Annotated in this window: 21 protein-coding genes; 8 read left to right on the forward strand and 13 right to left on the reverse strand. The window is 54.5% G+C overall.

Going from position 1 to position 19,959, the window contains the following annotated elements; genetic code table 11:
* Positions 1-110: 110 nt before the first annotated feature.
* Positions 111-791 (reverse strand): FadR/GntR family transcriptional regulator, encoded by a 681-nt coding sequence (locus GS646_RS12870; RefSeq protein WP_171188346.1) that lies wholly within the window; start codon positions 789-791, stop codon positions 111-113.
* A gap of 141 nt (positions 792-932) precedes the next feature.
* On the opposite strand from GS646_RS12870, the gene GS646_RS12875 reads away from it, so the two are divergent.
* Genes GS646_RS12875 through GS646_RS12895 form a run of 5 tightly spaced genes read left to right on the forward strand, consistent with a single transcriptional unit; the run spans position 933 to position 5,675 of the window.
* A complete protein-coding gene (locus tag GS646_RS12875; RefSeq protein ID WP_371732082.1) occupies positions 933-1,847 on the forward strand; it encodes a fumarylacetoacetate hydrolase family protein in 915 nt (304 codons plus the stop codon).
* Positions 1,848-1,905: 58 nt separating this feature from the next.
* Positions 1,906-2,934: an ABC transporter substrate-binding protein gene (locus GS646_RS12880; protein WP_170383461.1), complete on the forward strand. Its 1,029-nt coding sequence runs from the start codon at positions 1,906-1,908 to the stop codon at positions 2,932-2,934.
* Positions 2,931-3,740, forward strand: coding sequence for an ABC transporter ATP-binding protein (locus GS646_RS12885; protein ID WP_170336353.1), 810 nt, complete (start codon positions 2,931-2,933; stop codon positions 3,738-3,740). The genes GS646_RS12880 and GS646_RS12885 overlap by 4 nt, the downstream gene beginning before the upstream one ends.
* Positions 3,737-4,609 (forward strand): ABC transporter permease, encoded by an 873-nt coding sequence (locus GS646_RS12890; RefSeq protein WP_170716461.1) that lies wholly within the window; start codon positions 3,737-3,739, stop codon positions 4,607-4,609. The genes GS646_RS12885 and GS646_RS12890 overlap by 4 nt, the downstream gene beginning before the upstream one ends.
* Positions 4,599-5,675: an Ldh family oxidoreductase gene (locus GS646_RS12895; protein ID WP_171648734.1), complete on the forward strand. Its 1,077-nt coding sequence runs from the start codon at positions 4,599-4,601 to the stop codon at positions 5,673-5,675. Before GS646_RS12890 ends, GS646_RS12895 begins: the two co-directional genes overlap by 11 nt.
* Positions 5,676-5,717: 42 nt before the next feature.
* Here the strand turns inward: GS646_RS12895 and GS646_RS12900 are convergent, their stop codons facing one another.
* Positions 5,718-6,392, reverse strand: coding sequence for a GntR family transcriptional regulator (locus GS646_RS12900; RefSeq protein WP_216600513.1), 675 nt, complete (start codon positions 6,390-6,392; stop codon positions 5,718-5,720).
* Between the two features lie 9 nt (positions 6,393-6,401).
* The gene (locus GS646_RS12905) at positions 6,402-9,278 is read right to left on the reverse strand and encodes an FAD-binding and (Fe-S)-binding domain-containing protein (protein WP_171188351.1); all 2,877 of its coding nucleotides are present in this window, start codon (positions 9,276-9,278) and stop codon (positions 6,402-6,404) included.
* Positions 9,279-9,412: 134 nt separating this feature from the next.
* Between GS646_RS12905 and GS646_RS12910 the strand changes: the two genes are divergently transcribed.
* Complete coding sequence (locus GS646_RS12910; RefSeq protein ID WP_171648736.1) at positions 9,413-10,576, forward strand: alanine--glyoxylate aminotransferase family protein; 1,164 nt, start codon at positions 9,413-9,415, stop codon at positions 10,574-10,576.
* Here GS646_RS12910 and GS646_RS12915 read toward each other — a convergent pair.
* The 10 genes from GS646_RS12915 to GS646_RS12960 are packed head-to-tail and all read right to left on the reverse strand — an operon-like array spanning position 10,563 to position 18,780.
* Positions 10,563-11,693, reverse strand: coding sequence for a cytochrome-c peroxidase (locus GS646_RS12915; RefSeq protein WP_256368461.1), 1,131 nt, complete (start codon positions 11,691-11,693; stop codon positions 10,563-10,565). The genes GS646_RS12910 and GS646_RS12915 overlap by 14 nt on opposite strands.
* Complete coding sequence (locus GS646_RS12920) at positions 11,690-12,067, reverse strand: hypothetical protein (protein ID WP_171188354.1); 378 nt, start codon at positions 12,065-12,067, stop codon at positions 11,690-11,692. Before GS646_RS12920 ends, GS646_RS12915 begins: the two co-directional genes overlap by 4 nt.
* Positions 12,064-12,870: an amidohydrolase family protein gene (locus GS646_RS12925; protein ID WP_171188356.1), complete on the reverse strand. Its 807-nt coding sequence runs from the start codon at positions 12,868-12,870 to the stop codon at positions 12,064-12,066. Before GS646_RS12925 ends, GS646_RS12920 begins: the two co-directional genes overlap by 4 nt.
* 21 nt (positions 12,871-12,891) lie before the next feature.
* Positions 12,892-13,758: a dioxygenase gene (locus tag GS646_RS12930; protein ID WP_171188358.1), complete on the reverse strand. Its 867-nt coding sequence runs from the start codon at positions 13,756-13,758 to the stop codon at positions 12,892-12,894.
* Between the two features lie 10 nt (positions 13,759-13,768).
* Positions 13,769-15,073, reverse strand: a complete 1,305-nt coding sequence (locus GS646_RS12935) for a TRAP transporter large permease (RefSeq protein ID WP_171188359.1) — start codon at positions 15,071-15,073, stop codon at positions 13,769-13,771.
* Complete coding sequence (locus tag GS646_RS12940; protein WP_171648738.1) at positions 15,070-15,621, reverse strand: TRAP transporter small permease; 552 nt, start codon at positions 15,619-15,621, stop codon at positions 15,070-15,072. Before GS646_RS12940 ends, GS646_RS12935 begins: the two co-directional genes overlap by 4 nt.
* A 30-nt stretch (positions 15,622-15,651) precedes the next feature.
* Complete coding sequence (locus GS646_RS12945) at positions 15,652-16,725, reverse strand: C4-dicarboxylate TRAP transporter substrate-binding protein (protein WP_171648740.1); 1,074 nt, start codon at positions 16,723-16,725, stop codon at positions 15,652-15,654.
* Positions 16,726-16,759: 34 nt separating this feature from the next.
* On the reverse strand, positions 16,760-17,215 hold the full coding sequence (locus GS646_RS12950) for an OsmC family protein (protein WP_171648742.1): 456 nt from the start codon (positions 17,213-17,215) through the stop codon (positions 16,760-16,762).
* Between the two features lie 18 nt (positions 17,216-17,233).
* Positions 17,234-17,899: a malonic semialdehyde reductase gene (locus GS646_RS12955; RefSeq protein ID WP_171188367.1), complete on the reverse strand. Its 666-nt coding sequence runs from the start codon at positions 17,897-17,899 to the stop codon at positions 17,234-17,236.
* Positions 17,896-18,780: a fumarylacetoacetate hydrolase family protein gene (locus tag GS646_RS12960; RefSeq protein WP_171188369.1), complete on the reverse strand. Its 885-nt coding sequence runs from the start codon at positions 18,778-18,780 to the stop codon at positions 17,896-17,898. Before GS646_RS12960 ends, GS646_RS12955 begins: the two co-directional genes overlap by 4 nt.
* 83 nt (positions 18,781-18,863) lie before the next feature.
* Here GS646_RS12960 and GS646_RS12965 point away from each other — a divergent pair, with 83 nt between their 5' ends.
* Positions 18,864-19,250, forward strand: coding sequence for a YciI family protein (locus GS646_RS12965; RefSeq protein WP_171188371.1), 387 nt, complete (start codon positions 18,864-18,866; stop codon positions 19,248-19,250).
* 42 nt (positions 19,251-19,292) lie between these two features.
* Positions 19,293-19,958, forward strand: coding sequence for a GntR family transcriptional regulator (locus GS646_RS12970; RefSeq protein ID WP_171648744.1), 666 nt, complete (start codon positions 19,293-19,295; stop codon positions 19,956-19,958).
* Position 19,959 lies beyond the last annotated feature (1 nt).

A 19,959-nucleotide genomic window follows, 5' to 3' on the forward strand; every position in this document is an offset into this window, starting at 1 on the left:
ACGGACGCGGCGGCTTACCAAGTCATCGCCAAAATTCAGGCTGTTTTGCAAGACCAACGGCTACAATCTGCCCCGACCATTTCCCGAATTGGTTGGGCGCCAGCGCTACTTCAGCTGTCGGACTGGATGCTCGTAGGCAGCACCCGCGAATAAACCGATTTCAGGTGATCCACCATGGCACTGGCCGCAAGCTCACAGTCGCCCTTTGCTATGGCAGACACGATCACATCATGTTCGCTAAAGCTGGAATAGTTTTCTGCGGGCTTTAAAGTTTCGCGTGGCTGCCCCCAAACAATCGATCTTCGAACCGAATTCAAAGTCTCAAAGAAGTATAAAAAGAGCTGGTTACGAGTGGAGCGGGCTATAGCGTAATGCAAATTATTGTCCCAAGCTTCGTACGTGCGCCAATCCTCTGCGGTACGACATTTGTCCGCGCATAGCCTCATTTGCTCACGATCGGAACGTGTGGAATGGAGCGCTGCGAGGCGGCTAAGCTGCGGCTCGATAGTAAATCTAACAGATACAACCTGCTCAGGTTTAATTTGGTTGCCCAAATAAGTTACATCGGTGAGGTTGAGAACCGGCCTGGAACCAACAAATGTTCCCCGCCCCACATGTCGCCAGATCAGCCCCTGGGCCTCCAGCTCTGCCAACGCTCTTCGCAACTGATTGCGAGTGGTCCCAAGTTTTGAACACAGCTCACGTTCAGGTGGGAGCCTGTCGTTATGCCTGTATCCGGCATTGTTAATCAGGTCGCGTACACGGTGCGCGAGTTCGGTTGGTGCACTCATATCTCCACCCAATTTGGCGATTGGTTGATTGATTGAAACGCCAAGTCGGAAAAAACTCAAGGGCAAGAGGAAAGCAAGAAACGAGTCGCCGGACAGGATCCGTGACCACGTCTTGACACAAGCACGAGGGAGGAGTGCCGAGTGCGGTTAGCAACTGTTTCCGTAGAGGGCCACGCCGTTTGCGTGGCAATACTAAACGATGGCGGCAAGTTGGACGTTTTGCGCGCAGCGCAAGTGCTTGGCGAAGCGCTGAACGCAGGTTCAATGCAGCATCTGATCGCAGGCGGAAAAGAAACGCTCGGCGTTTTGAAAACCCTCGTTTCATCGGCCGAAACGGGTAATCTAAACGACGCACTGGTCCCGGATGACGCGCCGTTTTTGGCACCAATTCCTTCCCCGCGTAAGAACGTTTTCTGTGTCGGGCGCAATTATGCTGAACACATCGCCGAGGGCGAACGTGCCCAAAACCAAAAAATTGGCGTAACAGAGCATCCGGTCTTCTTCACAAAACCGCCGACATCGATTGTGGCGCCAGAGGCAGACATTCTGATATTCCCCTCGGTCTCACATGCCATTGACTATGAAGTTGAACTGGCAGTTGTGATTGGAAAACCGGGGCGAAACATAGCCAAGGCTGACGCATACGACCATGTATACGGCTATACGATCCTCAATGACATCACCGCACGCGACATTCAACGCCGACATGGTGGGCAGTATTTCAAAGGCAAAGGTTTAGATGGGTCTTGCCCATTGGGCCCCTTCATAGTGACCGCTGATACAATCAGTGATCCGCACGCTCTATCAATCGGATTAACAGTCAACGGCGAACAGCGCCAAAACGGATCGACGTCGGACATGATTTTCGACATTCCAACGCTGATCGCATCCCTTTCAGAAGGTATGACCCTGGAACCTGGCGACGTAATCGCGACCGGCACACCGTCTGGTGTCGGATACGCCATGGACCCACCACAGTTCCTGAAAGACGGGGACACTGTGGTTTGTGAAATTTCAGAAATCGGCACGCTCAGGAATACCGTGCGCGTCGTTTAAGTGGCTCCTGCATAGCTGAATCTGCGGGTTGCCAACCATGCAAGGGAGGAAGACTAAAATGATGAACAGAAGGACTTTCACAGCGTCCTTGCTTTCGGCGGTTCCGGTAGCAGGAGCACTAGGAACACAGGGCTTTGCGCAGGACTTGCGTAAAATTACCTTCGTGCAGCCAAGCCCTTCGGCAATCAATTCATTTCCGGTTTTTGTCGCCATCGGCGAAGGTTATTTCGCTGATGAAGGGTTGGATGTGACCGTCGAGGCAATCAACGGCTCAGGAGCCGTGCTTCAAGCATTGTCCGCCGGACAGGCTCACTTCGGTCGCCCCGGTCCTGGCCCCTTAATTGCCGCACGGTCGCGGGATGTAGATGCCGTACACATCTACAACGTTGCGGCACGCAGCAACTTTGGCATAGCCGTGCCAGAAGACTCTGACATCCAAAGTGTTGAAGAGCTTCGAGGTAAAGTTATCGGAACAGGTACGGCCGATGGCGCAGAAGTCGGCTTTGCACGTAACGTGATGACCGGAGCAGGCATGAAAGAGGGTGAAGACTTTACCTTCCTTACCGTCGGCGACGGTGGCCCGGCGACCGCGGCTTTCCTAAACGGCGAAATCGACGCTTACTCTGCCTCGACGGCTGACACGGCAATTCTGAACCAGCGCGGAATGGCGGTGCGTGACATCACGCCTGCGGAGTTCGGGCGTTTCTTCGGTAACGGCATCGCCACAATGGCTGACACAATCGCCAACGACCGTGAATTGGTCGAAGCTTGGAGCCGCGCGTTCGCACGTGGTCATGCATTTGCACTGGATGATGCCAACCGTGAAGCTGTTTTGAAGCATTTGGCGGATGGCAACCCGCAGGAAGGCGAGGACAAGGAGTTCCAGTCAGCACTGTTCGATGCCGTACGCTCGAAAACTATTGCGGCGGATCCGAGCAATGGCCTGGGATGGTACCCCGCCGAAGTTTGGCAGGAATGGCAAGACGCACTTGTTGCAGGGGGCGAAATCCCAGGGCCGCTGGATGACCTGAGCGCTGCTTGGACCAACGAGTTTGCTGCCATCGGCAACGCGGCTGTCAGCAAATGAACGCTGTAGTCACACATGAGTTTTCCGGCGCGCCTTTGGGCACGCCGGTCTATGAGTTGACCCATGTAAGCAAGACTTATGCACGCAATCTTGTTGTCGCTCTCGAGGACATCAATCTGACGCTTCGGAAAGGAAGCTTCACATCTGTCATCGGGTCCAGCGGGTGCGGCAAGTCAACGCTACTAAAGATCATGGCGGGTCTGATCCCGCCCACCAAAGGGCGTGTAATCCTTCAGGGGCAACCAGTCACTGGGACCCGCCGGGACATCGGTATGATGTTTCAGCAAGCGACGCTTTTCCCCTGGAAAACAGCGGTGGAAAACATCGTCTTGCCAATTGAGATCCGCGATGGAAAAGCGGCGGCCAAGCAAGCTATGGCCAAGGCCCACGAGCTTTTAGACATCGTTGGTTTGCAAGGATTCGAAAACGTATATCCGAACGAGTTGTCGGGCGGCATGGCGCAGCGCGCTTCGATATGCCGTATGCTGATCACTGAACCAGCCGTACTTTTGATGGACGAACCCTTCAGCGCCCTCGATGAATTGTCGCGCGACATGATGAATATGGAGTTGCAGCGGATTTGCCGGGAACAGGATGCGACTGCTTTTCTTGTGACGCACTCCATTCAGGAAGCTGTTATCTTGTCTGACGAAATCGTCGTCTTGAAGCCGCGCCCAGGCAGGATTGCTGAAATCGTTGAAGTCGACCTGCCACGCCCACGAACACTCGATATGATGACGACACCCAAATTCGGCGCTATCGTAGACTACATTCGCAGCCTCCTGGATAAGGGAGAAGAAATGTGAGCGAAGTTCAGAACTACTCACCTTCCGTAAAAGAAGCTGACTCCTCAGAAGACACTGTATGGGAGCAGAAAGTTCACTTTATCGACTCGGTCCCTCGCTGGCTGGCGATGACCTTTGTTTTCGTGGTCTTCGTTGGTACCTGGCAAATTGTGACTAGCCTCAAGCTGGTCTCTCCGATCATTCTGCCGACGCCAATGGAAACCCTCAAAGATATGATCTTCGTAGGGCAAAACCTTATGACCGGCGGGTATATGCTTGGGGCGCTGTGGATCACCATAAAGGAAGTCATCTATGGCTTTGCGCTGGCAATCGCGATCGGGTTTTCGCTGGGCGTTCTGGTTGGCGAAACGGCCTTTGGGGAGAAGGCAGTAATGCCTTACTTGGTGTCAATCGATACGATGCCAAAAGTCGCGTTCGCTCCTCTCTTCGTAGCTTGGTTGGGCTTTGGCATTGAATCCAAGGTGGCACTTGCCGCCTTTATCGCAACATTTCCGATTGTCGTTGGTACCGCGGCCGGACTTCACGCCGCCGACGAAAACGCGCGCATGTTGTTCAAGACGATGGGCGCCAGCCGGATGCAGACTTTGATCAAGATGAAGCTGCCAACCGGTCTGCCGCAGATATTCACCGGCCTTAAGATCGGAGCAGTCGGGGTTATGGCGGGCGCGATTACAGGAGAGTTCCTGGGCGGCGGGAAGGGATTTGGTGAGCTGATCCGTGTGGCAGCCTCGCAGCTCAATACTCCGCGCGTTTTCTCGTTGATCCTGTATCTCAGCCTCGTCGGCCTGGCCGTTTTTGCAACAGTGGTTTGGACCCAGCGCAAACTAGTGTTCTGGCATAAAGAGCAGGTTGGCAGAGATGACTTCTGAGCCTTTGAAAATAAACTGCCAGACCTTACGTGAGTTTGTGGCGAGCGCGCTCGAAACTCGAGGTGTGCCAAAAGCGGATGCGGATCAGGTGGCCTCGACGATGGTTGAGGCCGACATATTCGGATATTCCACCCACGGGGTCTTTCGCCTGCGCCAGTACCTTGCCCGATTGGCCGGAGGCGGGTGCAACGCCACGCCAAACGTTGCCGTCATACATCAGACAGTCGCAACCGCGTTGATTGACGGCGATGACGGCCTTGGGCATTTGGCTATGACGGTGGCGCGAGATCTTGCAATAGAAAAGGCGAAAGAGGTCGGCATCGGATGGGTTGGTGTTCGGCGCGGCAATCATGCAGGACCGCTGGCACTTTATGTGCGCCCGCAAGCCGAGGCTGGGTTGCTTGGCATGGCCGCGGCGGTGGGCAGTGCAAACCACGTACCGCCCTATGGCGGAAGCGACTTGCTTCTTGGCACCAATCCCATCGCATTCTCTGCCCCTGCCGATGGCCCGGACCCGTTTGTGTTTGATATGGCGACGACCGTTGCCGCGATGGGTAAGATCAAAACCCTGTTGCAGCAAGGCGAACTTATGCCCGAAGGTTGGATGGTTGGGCGTGATGGCAATCCGTTAACGGACCCTGCCCGCAAATCAGAAGGGTTTCTTTTGCCGATCGGAGGTCCGAAGGGTTTCGGCCTTTCCGTGGCTATCGGGCTGATGGCCGGGGTGCTGAATGGCGCAGCATTCGGCTCTGACGTGGTCAATTTCACCTCGGACACTACTTCATCCACAAACACCGGCCAGTTCGTTATGGCGATCAATCCGGCAGCCTTTGGGATGGGCAATGACTTTGCTTCTAACGCAGCCCGCGTCTTCTCTGAAATGCGCGCATCCGCCCCCCTGCCCGGTCATGACCCGGTACGCCTGCCCGGAGACGGAAAAACGGCTGCAGCTGAGGCCCGTCGCAAAGACGGTGTAAGCCTCAACCCCGCTCTTTGCCGAGACCTCAACAATCTCGCCCTGGACTGTGGACTGACTCCCCCGTTTCCTGATGTTAACACTGACTAGCGGCATATCTGAGGGAAGCCGGACCGCACTATTGACCAGGGTTTAGCGAGGCGTCACTTCTGGCTTCAGCGCTTTTACAAGCGCCGAAAGTTTGTTCATCATGTGAAGTTTCATTGCCTTACCAAGCCCATCTGCATCTCGGGCCTTGAGCAACTCCATCATGGTTTCATGTTCGTCAATTGCCTGTGCCCAACGCTCGTCCGACAAGTTGGCCAAAAAACGTGCACGGCGGACCCGCGCGGCCAAAAGCTTGTGGTGGTTTTCCAGTATGTCGTTTCGCGCGCCCTTTATAAGTGCCTGATGGATGTCTTGATTGGCTTTAAAGTACGCCTGTCGATCACGCACTTCGTACGCGCTCAGCATATCCTTGTGGCTACTTTCAATCCGTTGAATTTCCGCAACGTCCATTTGCTGACACGCTAGTTCCCCCGCCAGTTGCTCAAGCGCTGCGAGCACTGGAAACGTGTTTTCCAATTCTTCCCTCGTAACACTCGCGACACGGGCACCCCGGTTGGCTTGAAGCACCACAAAGCCTTCGGATGCTAGAACCTTTAGGGCCTCTCGCAATGGTGTCCGGGAAACACCCAATGAGTCGCAAAGCTGTTTCTCGGGCACTTTCTCACCCGGCTTCAAAACGTCTTCGACGACAAGATTGCGCAAGCGTTCGACCAACTCTTCATGTAGGGTCGGGCGATTAATGCTATCCATCAGGTTCATATCCACATCCTAATATTCAAGGACCATATCCAGCAGGCGCGCGACGTGCATCGCTTGGCGCTGCGTACCTTCGGCGATTTGGTGGCGGCATGATGTTCCATCCGCAACAACAATTGCATCCGTAGGCGCCGCCTCTAAAGCTGGAAACAGGTCGAGCTCTGCCATCTTGATCGAGACATCAATAGTACCGGGCGCGTATCCAAACGCCCCGGCCATACCACAACAACTGCTTTCGATCATGTGAACCTGTGATGCGGGAATACGCTTAAGTAAGTTGAGCATCGGTGTAACGGCATCGTGTGCTTTCTGGTGGCAATGACCATGCACATAAATGGGGCGATCTACCGATTTTAGAGGCAGATCCGGCTGTTTGGCCAGAAACTCCTCAAAGGTATGAGAGGCTTTGGATAGCAACTCCGCATCCCGCCCCGGACAAAGAGCCAAATATTCGTCCCGGAATGTGAGGATAGAAGAAGGTTCGAGACCGACTACCGGTATGCCCTGTGCAGCTGCTTCTCGCGTCGCGTCAATCACACGCTGTGCCTCGTGACGCGCCTCTTCCACGCAACCCTCAGCCAAAAGAGTGCGCCCGCAATCCAGCGGCCTTCCTGTTTGGTCATCTCTTGCTATGGCAACCCGAAGCCCTAGCGCACGCAGAACCCGGACAGCGGCGCGCAGATTGTCTGGCTCGAAATATCGGTTGAACACATCAGCAAACAGAAGCACCTGCGGATCTATGTCTTGGGCCTCGACATCCCGGAACGGGTCGGAGGACCACACTGGCAGGTCACGTCGCGCCGAAATTCCAGTTGGTTTCTCCAACAGCGTACGCAAGGGCCCAATTTTGTTCCGAGCATTCAATAACCACGCGACTTTTGCAGCTTTTGGCGCATATCTCGGCAGATAAGCTATTAACTTATCAGCCAATGTCAGCCCGTCTTTTTTGCGCTTTGCTGAAAGTACTTCGATCTTCATGCGGGCCATATCGACGCCAGTCGGGCATTCACGCGCACAAGCCTTGCAAGACACGCAGTATTCCATCGTGTCCTGCATTGCGTCTGAAGTTAAACCACCCGGCAACTGCCCGCTGATGGCAAAACGCAACGTGTTTGCTCGCCCACGTGTGGCATCACGCTCGTTTCTCGTCGCACGGAAGGAAGGACACATTACTCCGCCCTTGAGCTTGCGACACGCACCGTTGTTGTTGCACATCTCGACGGCACCCTGAAATCCTCCTCCGGCACCCAGCCAAGCGGACCAATCCAGCGCCGTTTCGAATTCAGGAACTGAGTAGTCCGGGCTGTAGCGAAATAGGAGGCGATCATCCATGGCAGGCGCGTGCACGATTTTGCCGGGGTTCATTAGCCCGGCAGGGTCAAACCGGGCCTTAACCTGTTCAAACGCGGAAACGATACGAGGGCCGAACATCTTTTCATGAAACTCTGATCGCACGATCCCATCACCGTGTTCGCCTGAATGAGACCCTTTGTATCTCTTGACTAAATCAAAGGTCTCTTCGGCAATCGCCCTCATTGTCCGAACGTCTTTGTCCTGCCGCATGTTCAGGACAGGACGAACATGGAGACACCCGACTGAGGCATGCGCGTACCATGTCCCTTTTGTGCCGTGCCGGGTAAAAATTTCGGTCAGGCCAGCGGTATAATCGGCGAGATCAGGCAACGGGACGGCGCAATCTTCCACAAAAGAGATCGGTTTGCCGGCCTCCTTCATCGACATCATAACGTTCAACCCGGATTTTCGGTATTCGGCGATCGAGTTTTGCAGTTTGGTATCAGTAACTGATACAACCCCGCCCCAACGGTTTTCAGTCCCGCTGAAATCAAACCCGAGATCTCCCATCAGTTGCGATAGCTCGACCAGCTTTGCAGCATTGGCGTCAGCGCTACCCTCAGCAAATTCCACTAACAACAACGCTTCAGGGCTGCCTTCTACAAACGCCTCAATCGTACTGCGGAACAATGGGATATCTCCCCCCAATGCAATCATGGTGTCGTCGATCAATTCCACCGCCTGCGGCTTGAGCGTCACGAGGTGCTGTGTTGCCTCCATCGCAGCACGGAACGTCGGGAAATGACACACGCCGACAACTTTCTCGCCCGGCAAGTGAGCAAGGTTCAGTTCCAATTCAGCGAAATAGGCCAGAGTGCCTTCTGACCCCACCAGCAAATGAGACATGTTGACGTCGTTGCCGACAAGCGCATCGATGTTATACCCGCCCACACGACGCTGGAGATTGGGAAACCGGGCGTCAATTTCCGCAGCCTCGCGACGCCCCAGAGCACGCATGTCCCCAACAAGATCGGCATAATCGCCAGATGCCGTCGTATCGGCGCTGAACCGTGCTTCCGTACCATCGCTGAGGATTGCACTTATTGCACGGACGTTATCGCGCATGATCCCGTAGCGCAGGGATTTTCCACCAGAAGAGTTGTTGGCGGCCATTCCTCCAAGCGTGCAACGCGACGCGGTCGAGGGGTCTACGGGAAACCATAAGCCATATTGCTTTAGTGACTGGTTCAACTGATCCAGAACAACGCCGGGCTGAACACGCGCGACACGGTTCTCAACGTCCACGTCAAGAACACGATTCAAGTGCTTGGTGTTGTCTAAGACAACGCTTTGATTGACCGTTTGCCCACATTGCGATGTGCCGCCGCCGCGCGGAAGAACGGAGCATCCTTCGTCGCGCGCTACAGACATCACGGCCTGCACGTCCTCTTTGTTTCGGGGAATGACCACGGCGTCCGGCGTCATCTGATAGATCGAAGCGTCAGTCGAGTATCGTGCGCGTGATGCCGGGTCAGCCATCACCTCGCCTTGGACGTCAGACATCAGTCGGCGATGCAACGATCCATTCTCAAGCATCGGGTTCGCCTTCCCTTCCCAACTAGCCAATTAGAAGCTTCACTTCACCGTTGACTGAATAATGAATTCATAATTAACTTTTGCCAATAGGTAATTGCGCCACTGTTTCGGCGCCAGCGGAAGGATCAGTTCAGATGCGCCAGGCGGGCAGACATTTTTTGCAAATCCCAGGGCCAAGTGCCGTGCCGGAACGCATCCTGAAGGCCATAAGCATGCAGACCATCGATCACCGGGGGCTAGATTTTGCAGAAGTAGGCCACAAAGCCCTCGCTGGGATGAAAACAATTTTCAAGACAGAACAAAACGTCTTTATCTACCCTTCATCCGGTACAGGCGCGTGGGAAGCTGCGCTTGTGAACACAGTGTCGCCGGGCGGAAATGTTCTCATGTACGAAACAGGACATTTCGCATTCATGTGGTGCAACTTGGCTGAAAAAATTGGGTTACAGCCAGAGTTGATTGAAGGGGATTGGCGTGGCGGTGCGGACCCCAATCAGATAGAAGACCGCTTGCGCGCGGACAGTCAGCACGAGATCAAGGCGGTATGCGTCGTCCACAATGAAACTTCTACCGGGTCAGTCTCGCCTATTGAGGAAGTGCGCAGGGCAATAGACACGGCGAAACACCCTGCCCTTCTTTTGGTTGATTCAATCTCTGGCCTTGCATCGATCGATCTTAGGTTCGACGAATGGGGCGTAGATGTCTGTGTCTCCGGTTCGCAAAAAGGGATGATGCTACCGCCGGGTCTCAGCTTCAACGCTGTGAGCGATCGTGCTCTGGAACATTCAAAATCCGTGACCATGCCACGCAGCTATTGGAATTGGCAGGATATGGTCGAGCCGAACCAGAAAGGGTTCTTCCCTTATACCCCTGGCACCAATCTTATCTATGGATTGAATGAGGCCATCGATATGTTGCACGAGGAGGGGCTGGAGAACGTATTCGCTCGTCATGCCCGCCACGGAGCCGCGACTCGAGCTGCCGTGCAAGCATGGGGGCTTGAGGTATTGTGTGCCCGCCAAGGTCAGGAGTCAGGCGTACTGACCGCTGTCAAAGTGCCTGAGGGACATTCTGCTGATGCCTTTCGTGCGACGGCGCTGGAGCACTATGATATCTCACTCGGAAATGGTCTATCCAAAGTAGCCGACAAGGTATTCCGAATAGGTCACTTGGGCGATTTCAACGACCTGATGTTGATGGGCACACTCTCAGGCGTAGAAATGGGACTCGCCAAAAGCGGCGTGCCGCACACTACAGGCGGTACTCAGGCTGCATTGGAGTATCTCAAGGCCGCGTAACGCCGGACAGAGTCTCCAAAAACTTAACCAGGTCTGCAATCTCCTGCTCGGATAAATTCAGTTCAGAGAGTATGGCTTCGCCATCGGCGTGAAGCCTTTCTATATCAATTTCGTTATAGTGTCGGACCACGGCGTCCAGATCATCCAGGCTGCCGTCATGCATGTAGGGGGCGGTTTCGGCCACACCTCGAAGGCTGGGAGTACGAAAGGTTCCAAAATCGGAATGGCTCCTGCGTACATTTCGGACCGCCCACGCGCCTTGCTTTTCCGGATCGTCAGTCCAGTCTCCGTCCAATGTGTAAGGGCTGGAGAGCAAAAAGTTCAGCCCTCCGAACCGGCCATCGTCGACTTCGGTTTCACTCAGAAAATATGGCACGCCCGCGTCGTGGAATTCGTTGTTGGAAAATCTCGGGCCATTATGGCAGAACGCGCAATTCCCGCGCCCTAAAAACAGCTGAAGACCTCGCTGGGCTGCTTCGGGATAGTACGCAGCCGCTGGAAAATCTCGACGCTCTAAGGCATCGCGAAAATCGTCAAACTGCGTCCGTTCGGTAACCAAGTTCTCCAAGTAAGCCGAAAGAGCTTTTGCTGTATTCACAAGAACAAGCTCTGGGTCTTGATCTTGCATGACGCCATAAATAGCTTCAAAGTCATCAAGGTAGGCACTCTCGGAGATGGCTGTCTTTAGGCTTGCTTTGGTATGCGCCATCTCTTCAGCTTCGATGATCGGATGCAGACTGGCCGCCCAAAGACTGTCGCTCTTGCCTACCCATCCGTACCAGCGGAGACCAGCCAGGTTTCGCAGTGATGGTGAGTTCCTGTCCAACAGAACGCGCCCATTCGCCCGCGCCTCCTGCGTGGTAAATGCCTGTTCAGGATCATGACAACTTGCACAAGCAAATGCGCCGTCGACCGACAGCACGGGATCATTGAACAAGGCTCTTCCCAGCGCAATCGCTCGGGGATCGTTTGAAACCCTGTTGCTTGGATCAGGTTGGAATGATGGTGGCCACGGCCCAAAGGACAGCGTTTGTTGGATTTCGTCTTCTGACAATAGGACTTCTGCACGCACCGAACTCGTCAGTAAGACTAGCGCAGCTGTCACCCACAACTTCATTTCAGCGCAATGTCAAAGGTGTAGGATACCGATTGCCCGTTGTATTCGACGTCCACTTGAAGCTCCCACATTCCCGGCATGTGAAACAGCATATCATCAACACGGAACACACCGTCGCCTTTTGCAGTGACGACTGGAAGGTAGTTCATCCCGTGTTGGTGAGCAGGCATGATTGCATCGACGCGCATATCACTCACGGCAATTTCGCTGCACACAGTGAGGAGTATTGAAAACGGTTGAGCCAACGGAATTTCGTTGACAGTCACATGCACAGCAGGCGCGTTCTGAATTTCCGAACCCATCCGTTGCCCGGTCGCCTCACAAGCGACGGCAGCGCCGGAAGATACCAGAAACCAGACGAGCCAGCGGATCATTTTGTCGCCAGCAATCGTTCTGCGTTGGCATAGGCAATGTTGTCCGCTATCTGGTCTGGAAGCAAATCCAGCCAAGCGCGCGAAAAATCTGCATGCGGGCCAACGTAATACCAGCGCTCCGGCGCAAATGTATCGGTACCGACCATAAACCGATCAGGATGCGCTTCGAACGCAGCTTGCCAATCCGGATCGACACGACCCCGCGAGACCATGTCGGAACGGAACGCCAGATCGGCCCAAAGCCGGGGATACGCATTTAAAGCGTCGACAACCTTTCCCGGATCGTCAAAGCCAGAATGTGCCCACAATACCCGAGCCTCCGGCCAGGTTTCGAAGATCAGGTCAACCGCGTCGCGATCACCGTGATGGTGCAGAATTAAGTTCCGTTCCTTCGCCAGTGCGATCATACGCTGGATAACCGGCGTTTTGATATCGTCCCCATAGGCGTGAAACTCGCCGATGGCTTCGTAGGCGTTCTTCGACAGATTTGCTTCCAGATAATCGATTACTGTTTCGTCGTGCATCCAGGTGTTGATCTCACCGCGACGACGATAGGGACGAAGTGCCGGAACAACGATGTCCGGCGCTGCAGCCAAAAGCAGTTGCGTTCCGCTATCGTCCGAGCTGGAAACCAGGGCTTTCCGCACGCCTGCATCCCGCAGGATTTTGGCCACTTGTTCGGGCGGAACCAGTTTCACGGCATCATGGCTGTAGTGAATATGTGCATCGAAAATCGGTCGCTCATCGGCGATGGCCACTCCGCTGACTAGCGCTGCACATACAATGAATATGTATTTTAGCACTTCAAGCATCCTCCATAGCGTTCAGTCCCGAGCAAGCGTGACGTCGAAATTCACGTGCAGGTAAGGTTCAGTGATCCTACCAGAAAGTGCCATGTCATCGGGAAATTCCGAAGCTGGTCGTTCAACATACGTCATCACCAGATCGTCTCGAACACCAAAGACCGTATCCTGATCCAGATAGGGATCGTCGTCCGGAAAAATCTCGGTCACGAGTGAGCGATAGCCGGGGGCTTTGACGATAAAGTGCAGGTGTGAGGGCCTCCACGGATGGCGACCACAAGCACGCAGAATATCGCCAACTGGCCCGTCAGACGGCACAGTGTATTCAACTGGCTTTACTGTGGTGAACGCGTATCTGCCATCGTCACCAACTGTCATCAACCCGTGGAAAGAGTAGGTGTCCTGTTCTTCATCCTGACTGGCGTAGAGGCCGTTGGGTGCCGTTTGCCAGATGTCGAGTTCTGCTCCTGCAATTGGATTGCCCGCTGTGTCTCGAATGATGCCTTCAGCAAGCAGAACCGGCCCGCCGTAGTGTCGTTTCATATCCCCACCCATGGGCAGCGGAGGTGCGCCGGATACATGAAACGGGCCCAACACCGACGAACTTGTTGCGTCTGGACTTGAATGCAGCATGTCCACCAAAGAAGACAGGCCCAGGACGTCCGACGCCAGCACAAACTCGTGCCGGTCCTCGGTTTCCACAGCGGCACAGCCCTCGAGAAACGCAATCCCAGCGCGCCATTCGTCATGCGTCAGGTTGGTTTCGCGCGCGAAGTCATGAAGGTGTTTGACAAGTGACCCCATGATTTCGCGCATCCGCGGACCGGTGTCCTTGGACAGGTATCCCATGAAAACGTTGGTGATATTATCTTTGGTGACAGAGCGCATCTGTGCCTCCTTAAATCAGGGCAAGGCTGAGGATCGGGAACTCGATCAGAATAAACAGAACGATCAGCATCACGAACGCAAAGGGAAGTGCGCCCATGAACACATCCTTGAGCGATATTCGGTCATCGTTGATCGTCGATTTGATGACGAAGCAAGATATGCCCAAAGGCGGGGTCAAAAGCCCGATTTCGGCGCCGACCACAGTGATAATGCCAAACCAAATCAACGACATGTCCAGGGCTTCGGCCATGGGCAGGAACAGCGGGACGACGATCAGAATAATGGACGCTGTATCGAGCAAAGTTCCCAGAAAAAGCATCAAGAGAACGTAGAGCAGCATGATCGACCAGAAGGACGCCGAATTCCCAGCGAGCAATTCCTGCAACTGGTTGGGTAGCCCGGCGAGTCCCAGCATGCGGCTGTAGATTGACGCTGCTGTGATCAGGAACAGGATCGCCGCTGTGATATGGCCGGTCTCCAGCAACGCATCCCAGAAGGCTCTGGGCGTCATGGATTTGCGCGCAACGGCGATAACCAGCGCGACCAGAGCCCCGGCTGCCCCTGCCTCGACAGCAGTTAGCCACCCTGTGTAAATGCCGCCGAGCACCACGGTGATGATGAACAATGTCGGCAGGGTTTTAGATGCGATCTCGCGCCCTGACATCCACTCGGTGTCTTCGACGACGCGGCCTCCAACGAAAGATGGTGTGAAACGCCCCATGACCCAGATCGCGCCGACATATGCGATTGCCAGCATAATCCCAGGAATAACCCCAGCCAGAAACATATCTCCTACGGACTGTTCCGCGACGAAGGAATAGATAATCAGCATCGCAGAAGGCGGGATAATCATGCCCAAAACCGAGGACCCGGCCACTACGCCAACAGCAAAGCGGGGGTTGTAGGCCTGCGCAATCATTTGCGGGACCGAGACTTTGGTGAACACGGATGCGGATGCAATTGAAGACCCAGTTACGGCAGCAAAAACGGCATTGGCCCCAACGGTTGCCATTCCAATTCCGCCTTTGACCTTGCGAAACCGCATGGTCATGACTTCGTAAATGTCCTTGCCCAACCCAGCCTTTGAAACGATGAGTCCCATGAAGGTAAACAAGGGAATGGTCGCAAAGCTGTATTCCATCGCACTGTCGCCGACCGCCACTTTCAGCAGGTTGAGCGCAAGCGTGAAGTTGTCCCGCATCAGCCAGATCGACACGAACGAGACCACGCCCAGAGCAATCGGGATGTAGACGCCCGCGTAAATCAGAAAGACGATAGCAACGACCGAGATCAGGCCAATCTCAATCGGCGTCATTCTGCGGCCTCGTCATGTTCAGGTGTGCGAATAAGTTGCGGGCGGTCCTGCGCCGTGACGACCTTGAGCAGGAAAATCACGCAGGCAAGCGCAGTACCGCACGCGATGACCAGTTTGACCAGCCACCATGGCAGTGTGAAAAGACCCGGAACTCCGAAATAGTCTTGCGTCTCCCACATATGAAGAAATTCAGGGAAGGTCACATAAGCGATCAAGGCCATGAAGATCGCCGAGATGGCGTTAATAATGCGTCTGAGGTTGGCTGTCAGACCGGGGCGGCGGTGGTGTATCAGGTTCAGGAACCCGTCCGAACGTGTCAGCCGGTCCACCCTGACCACGTCGGGCAATTGCAGAAAAACAATCATCACGACCGAAAACTGCACCATTTCGTAAGTGCCTCGAAGCGGAGCCGAAAACAGCCCGCGCGCAACGACGTCGACATTGAGAATGACCACCAACGCTAGGACGACGAACGTGCCCAGGGCGTTGGCAGTTATTGCAAGCGAATTGGCGACCCGCGAAAGGACGGCAACTGCGGTCTTCAGCATGTCTGGCCCCTTTCTCGGGTCGCCGAACGATTATTCGGCCGTCCAGTCCCGCACACCAGTGAAACCGGCATCCTGAAGCTTGCCGAGATAAGCGGCCAGCATATCTGTGCCCTGCTCGCCGTTCTCATTCAGCGTTTCAGCCCATTCCTGCGCAACATTGGGCATCGCATTTGCCCACGCAGCGCGGTCTTCGTCTGAGATTTCAATGATCGATCCGCCAGCTTCTACAAATGCATCTCGTGACGCAGCGGCTCGATCCATTGCAATACCTGCCACGTGGTCACGGTAGTCGATAGCCACGGCCTGGAGTACGTCTTTGACCTCGTCTGGCAGATTTGCCCAGTAATCGGCGTTAACTGTAACTGTTTTTGTATTCACCGCGCCAAGGTCTGCCTTCAACATGTAAGGGGCCACTTCTACGATCTTGAACGTCTTGGAAGCTTCCGGCCAAATCATCACGCAATCGACAAGGCCGGTTTGAACCATGTTGTAGAAATCAGTGAGGCCTCCGCGTACGCCCGCCGCGTCCTTGATCCCCTCGAGATAGCGTAAATTCAGGCCGGCACCCGCGATCTTGCGTCCTTCAAGATCTGCAACTTTCTCAACCGGCTCTGAGCAGAACATCTGATATGTGTCGAGCACAACGCCCGTCGCCAGATAAACCTGATTTTGCGCAGCAAACTCATTCTGCATAGCCGGATATTCTCGCGCGATCTCGTCAACCGCCTTGGCCACTGCGCGGGCATCCGACGCAACGAATGGTGTCGAGCCCGAAATACCCTGACTGGGAAGTTTTGAAGAATGGAAGATCGTTGTGACAATCCCAATATCGCCAAGGCCAAGTTGGACACCTTCCAAAACACCCTTCGGCTTGACGATCGAACCGCCGTAGTTCTCTTGCCAGTTCATCTTGTAGTTGCCGGACTCAGCCAGCCGCTTGTCCACTTCCGGAATAAAGAAGTTGGTGAATTCCTTCACCCACAGGGCCCGATCTGGGTACCCATCAATCACAACGGCTGAAATGGTCTCTTCCGCCTTAACAGGCATCGCCATGACGCTTGCCGCAGCAGCCGCAACAAGGCTGCGTTTGGTCCAGTTTTTCATTTCTCTCCTCCCAGAAAGTCGGGTCTTTTGACTTTTAGCTATTTGTTTTGACCCAGTTGACGGTCAGGTCAGTGCCTGCCGCTTCGAACAGTTTTGCAATGGCGCAATATTTGGCCGTTTCCTCACCCACGCGTGTCAACTCCTCCTGACTGGCGGGTGTTTCACAATTCACGGTGAGTTCAATTTCCGGAAACGGAAAATCAATCTCCTCTTCCATTAGAACACCACGCCGATCCAACCTGCATTTCGCGTCAATTGTCACTGTGCCAAGATCAATTCCCAAGCGATGCGCGTTCTTGTGCCCGATGACGTTTGTACAGGCGATCAGGGCTGCCATTGCGGTTTCGGTCGGAGACGGACCAAGATTTGTCCCGCCGCGTTCGACGGGTTCATCGACAACAACATCAAGATCGCGAATAGGTATTTCAGTCCGCGCATGAGTCGGGCACTGAGCTGTTGTACGGTAAGTGACGACAGGTTTCACTTTCATGGCCACAGCATCACCTCCTCAAGCATAAGAGCACACCTTTTCGAATGGAAAGCGCGGCAGCTTGTGAAACAATCCGGTTTCATCTGCGTAACCCAGGTTGCACAAAAAGTTGGACTTGAGCGTCGTACCCGCAAAGAACTCTTCGTCGACGACCTTGTTCGAAAATCCTGACATGGCGCCGACGTCCAACCCGACAGCGCGGGCCGCAATCATGAAATAAGCGCCCTGAAGCGTGCCATTACGAAACGCCGTGTCGGCCACGTAATCGGGATTGTTTTCGAACAATGGCCGACGATCTTCGTGCGGGAAGAGAAAAGGCAATTCCTTCCAGAAGTCCATGTCATAGGCAATTATCGCCGTGACCGGCGCATCCATCATTTTTGGCACGTTCTTCGGCTTTAGCGACTTTGCAAGTAGCTCTTTTCCTTCGGGGCTTTTCACAAAAACGAAGCGCGCGGGCAACGTATTCATGCTGGTCGCGCCGTTGATCGTGATGTCGTAAATCTCTTCAAGCAGATCGTCAGAAACTGGCTGGTCGGTCCACGCATAGTGGGACCTAGACTCGCGCAGGATCAAGGCAATTGCATCGTCCGACAAACGCGGAATGCGCTCGCGCAGATCACGATGATCTTGCTGTGCCTTGGCGCGAAGTGCCTCCAGCTCTGCCCCGGTTGGCGCGCTCATGCTGCGGCCACCTTCGATTTTGCTTCTTTTTCGTCGACAATCGGGCTGGCGCAGACGCCGATGCCCTCAATCTCGATTTCGACGGTTTCGCCCGGCTTCAACCATCTAGGGTTTGGCTTCTTAGCGTGCCCAACACCCGGCGGTGTACCCAGCGCAATAAGATCTCCGGGCTCCAGAGTAGTGTACTCGGAAATCGTCGCAATGACCTGACGAACGCCCCAAATCATGTTGGCAGTGTTCGAGCTTTGAAGGATTTCGTCGCCCACACGGCTTTCGATTTTAAGGCCGGACGCCCCTTCAGGCAGCTCGTCTGGTGTCACGGTAAACGGACCGACCGCACCAGTGTCATCAAAGTTCTTTCCCGGCGTCCATTGGTGCGTCTTGCGCTGGTAGTTTCTTACAGACCCGTCGTTGAACACGGTATAGCCGAACACATGATCCAATGCGTTCTTTTCCGAAATATGGCGACCGCCCTTTCCGACGATCAGCATCAGCTCTGCCTCGTAATCCAGTTGTTCCGAGCAGGACGGGCGCACCATCGGCTGACCGGCGGCCATGATCGAGTTTTTCCCGCGCATGAACAGAGCAGGATACTTTGGGATGTCATACCCTCCCTCTTTGATGTGGTCCGTATAATTCAATCCCATGCAAATGATCGTGCCGGGCGATGCTACGGGCAGCGCTGGTGTAACAGAGGAGACAGGAACGCTTTCTGAAGCGACGATTTTTTCAGAAAGCGAATCGACCAGTCCAGGCGTGCAGATCAGCCCCATCAGATCGGGACCAACGGCAGGGTCCAAAGACGTTAGATTCACTGCGTTTTCTCCGTCTACGGCAAAAACCGCTGTGCCTTCCGAAGTCTCACCCACCAAGTATTTCATTCTCACCATCCATGTCAGTTCGCTTGATTTTTGCCGACTATTTTGCCATATGTCAAATAATATCGATATTTTGGAGAGCGCCGATGGTTGCCTGGTCAGACTATAAATCAGAAGCAAAAAGCCGTGGCGCTCTTGCTTTGGAACTTTACGTTGCACACAGCACCCCGGCCAAAGCCCCGGAAGATGTAAAGGCTTCGCTTCCAGATCACTTGGCATATCAGGCGCAACTTGAACGTTCGGGGAAGCTCGCTTTTGCCGGACCAATGTCGGATGAAACAGGAGAGCATATGCAAGGTATGGGTCTGATCATCTACCGCGCTGACAGTCTTGAAGTCGCCCGAAAACTGGCCGAGGAGGACCCAATGCACAAAAGCGGGGCACGCAGCTTTGTTCTGCGCAGATGGATGATAAACGAAGGCTCGCTGAACCTTTCAGTTGGCCTGTCAACTGGAATGAGTGCACTTAGCTAAAAGCACTCCAGAGATTTTGCCGCGAAAAAGGAACCGTCAGATATGGACGCCATGCTTGATACAGAGGTCAAGGAGACTTCAGCCACCCATGGTGCGTATCGAAGGCTGCGCAAAATGATCCTGACCGGCGAGCTGCCTCCTGGACAAAAGCTCAAGATTGAACAACTTCGCGGGCTGCTGGAAACCGGCGCCAGCCCTGTTCGCGAAGCACTAAGCCTTTTGACATCGGACATGTTGGTCGAGCGGATCGACCAACGCGGGTTTCGGGCTGCGCCGGTCAGCAAGTGTAACTTCGAAGAAATCCTTCTGCTGCGCTGCAACCTTGAGGAAACTGCGCTGCGTGCCTCGATCGCAAACGCGGATGCCGCCTGGGAGGACAGGCTTGTTTTGCGTCACCATCATATGAAAAAGGCCAGCCAAAATGGGGCGCGCGATTTCGAAGACGCTCACAAGGCGTTTCATATGGCATTGCTGGACAATTCGAAACTGCCGTTGCTGCTGCGGTATTGCTCGCAACTTTACGATCTTAACATTCGCTACCGTTATTTGGCGGCCGGAGGTTCAAGCTACAAAAAGCGGGACATAGCCGCCGAGCATCAGCAGATCCTGGACGCCGCATTAAATCACGACGTAGACAGCGCAACCCGGCACCTGATTGATCACTATCGTCGGACAGGCGAATACCTCAGCAGCCAGATGGAGCCCTGAA

Origin of the sequence: Ruegeria sp. HKCCD4315, assembly GCF_013112245.1 — a bacterium.
In the GTDB taxonomy this organism is placed as follows: Bacteria; Pseudomonadota; Alphaproteobacteria; order Rhodobacterales; family Rhodobacteraceae; genus Ruegeria.

Bases quoted from the DNA above. Each gene is read 5' to 3' on its own strand.
- GS646_RS12900 (WP_216600513.1), bottom strand. From the start codon at position 6,392: ATGAACCTGATGGATAGCATTAATCGCCCGACCCTACATGAAGAGTTG.
- GS646_RS12880 (WP_170383461.1), top strand. From the start codon at position 1,906: ATGATGAACAGAAGGACTTTCACAGCGTCCTTGCTTTCGGCGGTTCCG.
- GS646_RS12885 (WP_170336353.1), top strand. From the start codon at position 2,931: ATGAACGCTGTAGTCACACATGAGTTTTCCGGCGCGCCTTTGGGCACG.
- GS646_RS12945 (WP_171648740.1), bottom strand. From the start codon at position 16,725: ATGAAAAACTGGACCAAACGCAGCCTTGTTGCGGCTGCTGCGGCAAGC.
- GS646_RS12905 (WP_171188351.1), bottom strand. From the start codon at position 9,278: ATGCTTGAGAATGGATCGTTGCATCGCCGACTGATGTCTGACGTCCAA.
- GS646_RS12960 (WP_171188369.1), bottom strand. From the start codon at position 18,780: ATGAAATACTTGGTGGGTGAGACTTCGGAAGGCACAGCGGTTTTTGCC.
- GS646_RS12970 (WP_171648744.1), top strand. From the start codon at position 19,293: ATGGACGCCATGCTTGATACAGAGGTCAAGGAGACTTCAGCCACCCAT.
- GS646_RS12955 (WP_171188367.1), bottom strand. From the start codon at position 17,899: ATGAGCGCGCCAACCGGGGCAGAGCTGGAGGCACTTCGCGCCAAGGCA.
- GS646_RS12935 (WP_171188359.1), bottom strand. From the start codon at position 15,073: ATGACGCCGATTGAGATTGGCCTGATCTCGGTCGTTGCTATCGTCTTT.
- GS646_RS12895 (WP_171648734.1), top strand. From the start codon at position 4,599: ATGACTTCTGAGCCTTTGAAAATAAACTGCCAGACCTTACGTGAGTTT.
- GS646_RS12915 (WP_256368461.1), bottom strand. From the start codon at position 11,693: ATGAAGTTGTGGGTGACAGCTGCGCTAGTCTTACTGACGAGTTCGGTG.
- GS646_RS12965 (WP_171188371.1), top strand. From the start codon at position 18,864: ATGGTTGCCTGGTCAGACTATAAATCAGAAGCAAAAAGCCGTGGCGCT.
- GS646_RS12910 (WP_171648736.1), top strand. From the start codon at position 9,413: ATGCGCCAGGCGGGCAGACATTTTTTGCAAATCCCAGGGCCAAGTGCC.
- GS646_RS12930 (WP_171188358.1), bottom strand. From the start codon at position 13,758: ATGCGCTCTGTCACCAAAGATAATATCACCAACGTTTTCATGGGATAC.
- GS646_RS12920 (WP_171188354.1), bottom strand. From the start codon at position 12,067: ATGATCCGCTGGCTCGTCTGGTTTCTGGTATCTTCCGGCGCTGCCGTC.
- GS646_RS12950 (WP_171648742.1), bottom strand. From the start codon at position 17,215: ATGAAAGTGAAACCTGTCGTCACTTACCGTACAACAGCTCAGTGCCCG.
- GS646_RS12870 (WP_171188346.1), bottom strand. From the start codon at position 791: ATGAGTGCACCAACCGAACTCGCGCACCGTGTACGCGACCTGATTAAC.
- GS646_RS12940 (WP_171648738.1), bottom strand. From the start codon at position 15,621: ATGCTGAAGACCGCAGTTGCCGTCCTTTCGCGGGTCGCCAATTCGCTT.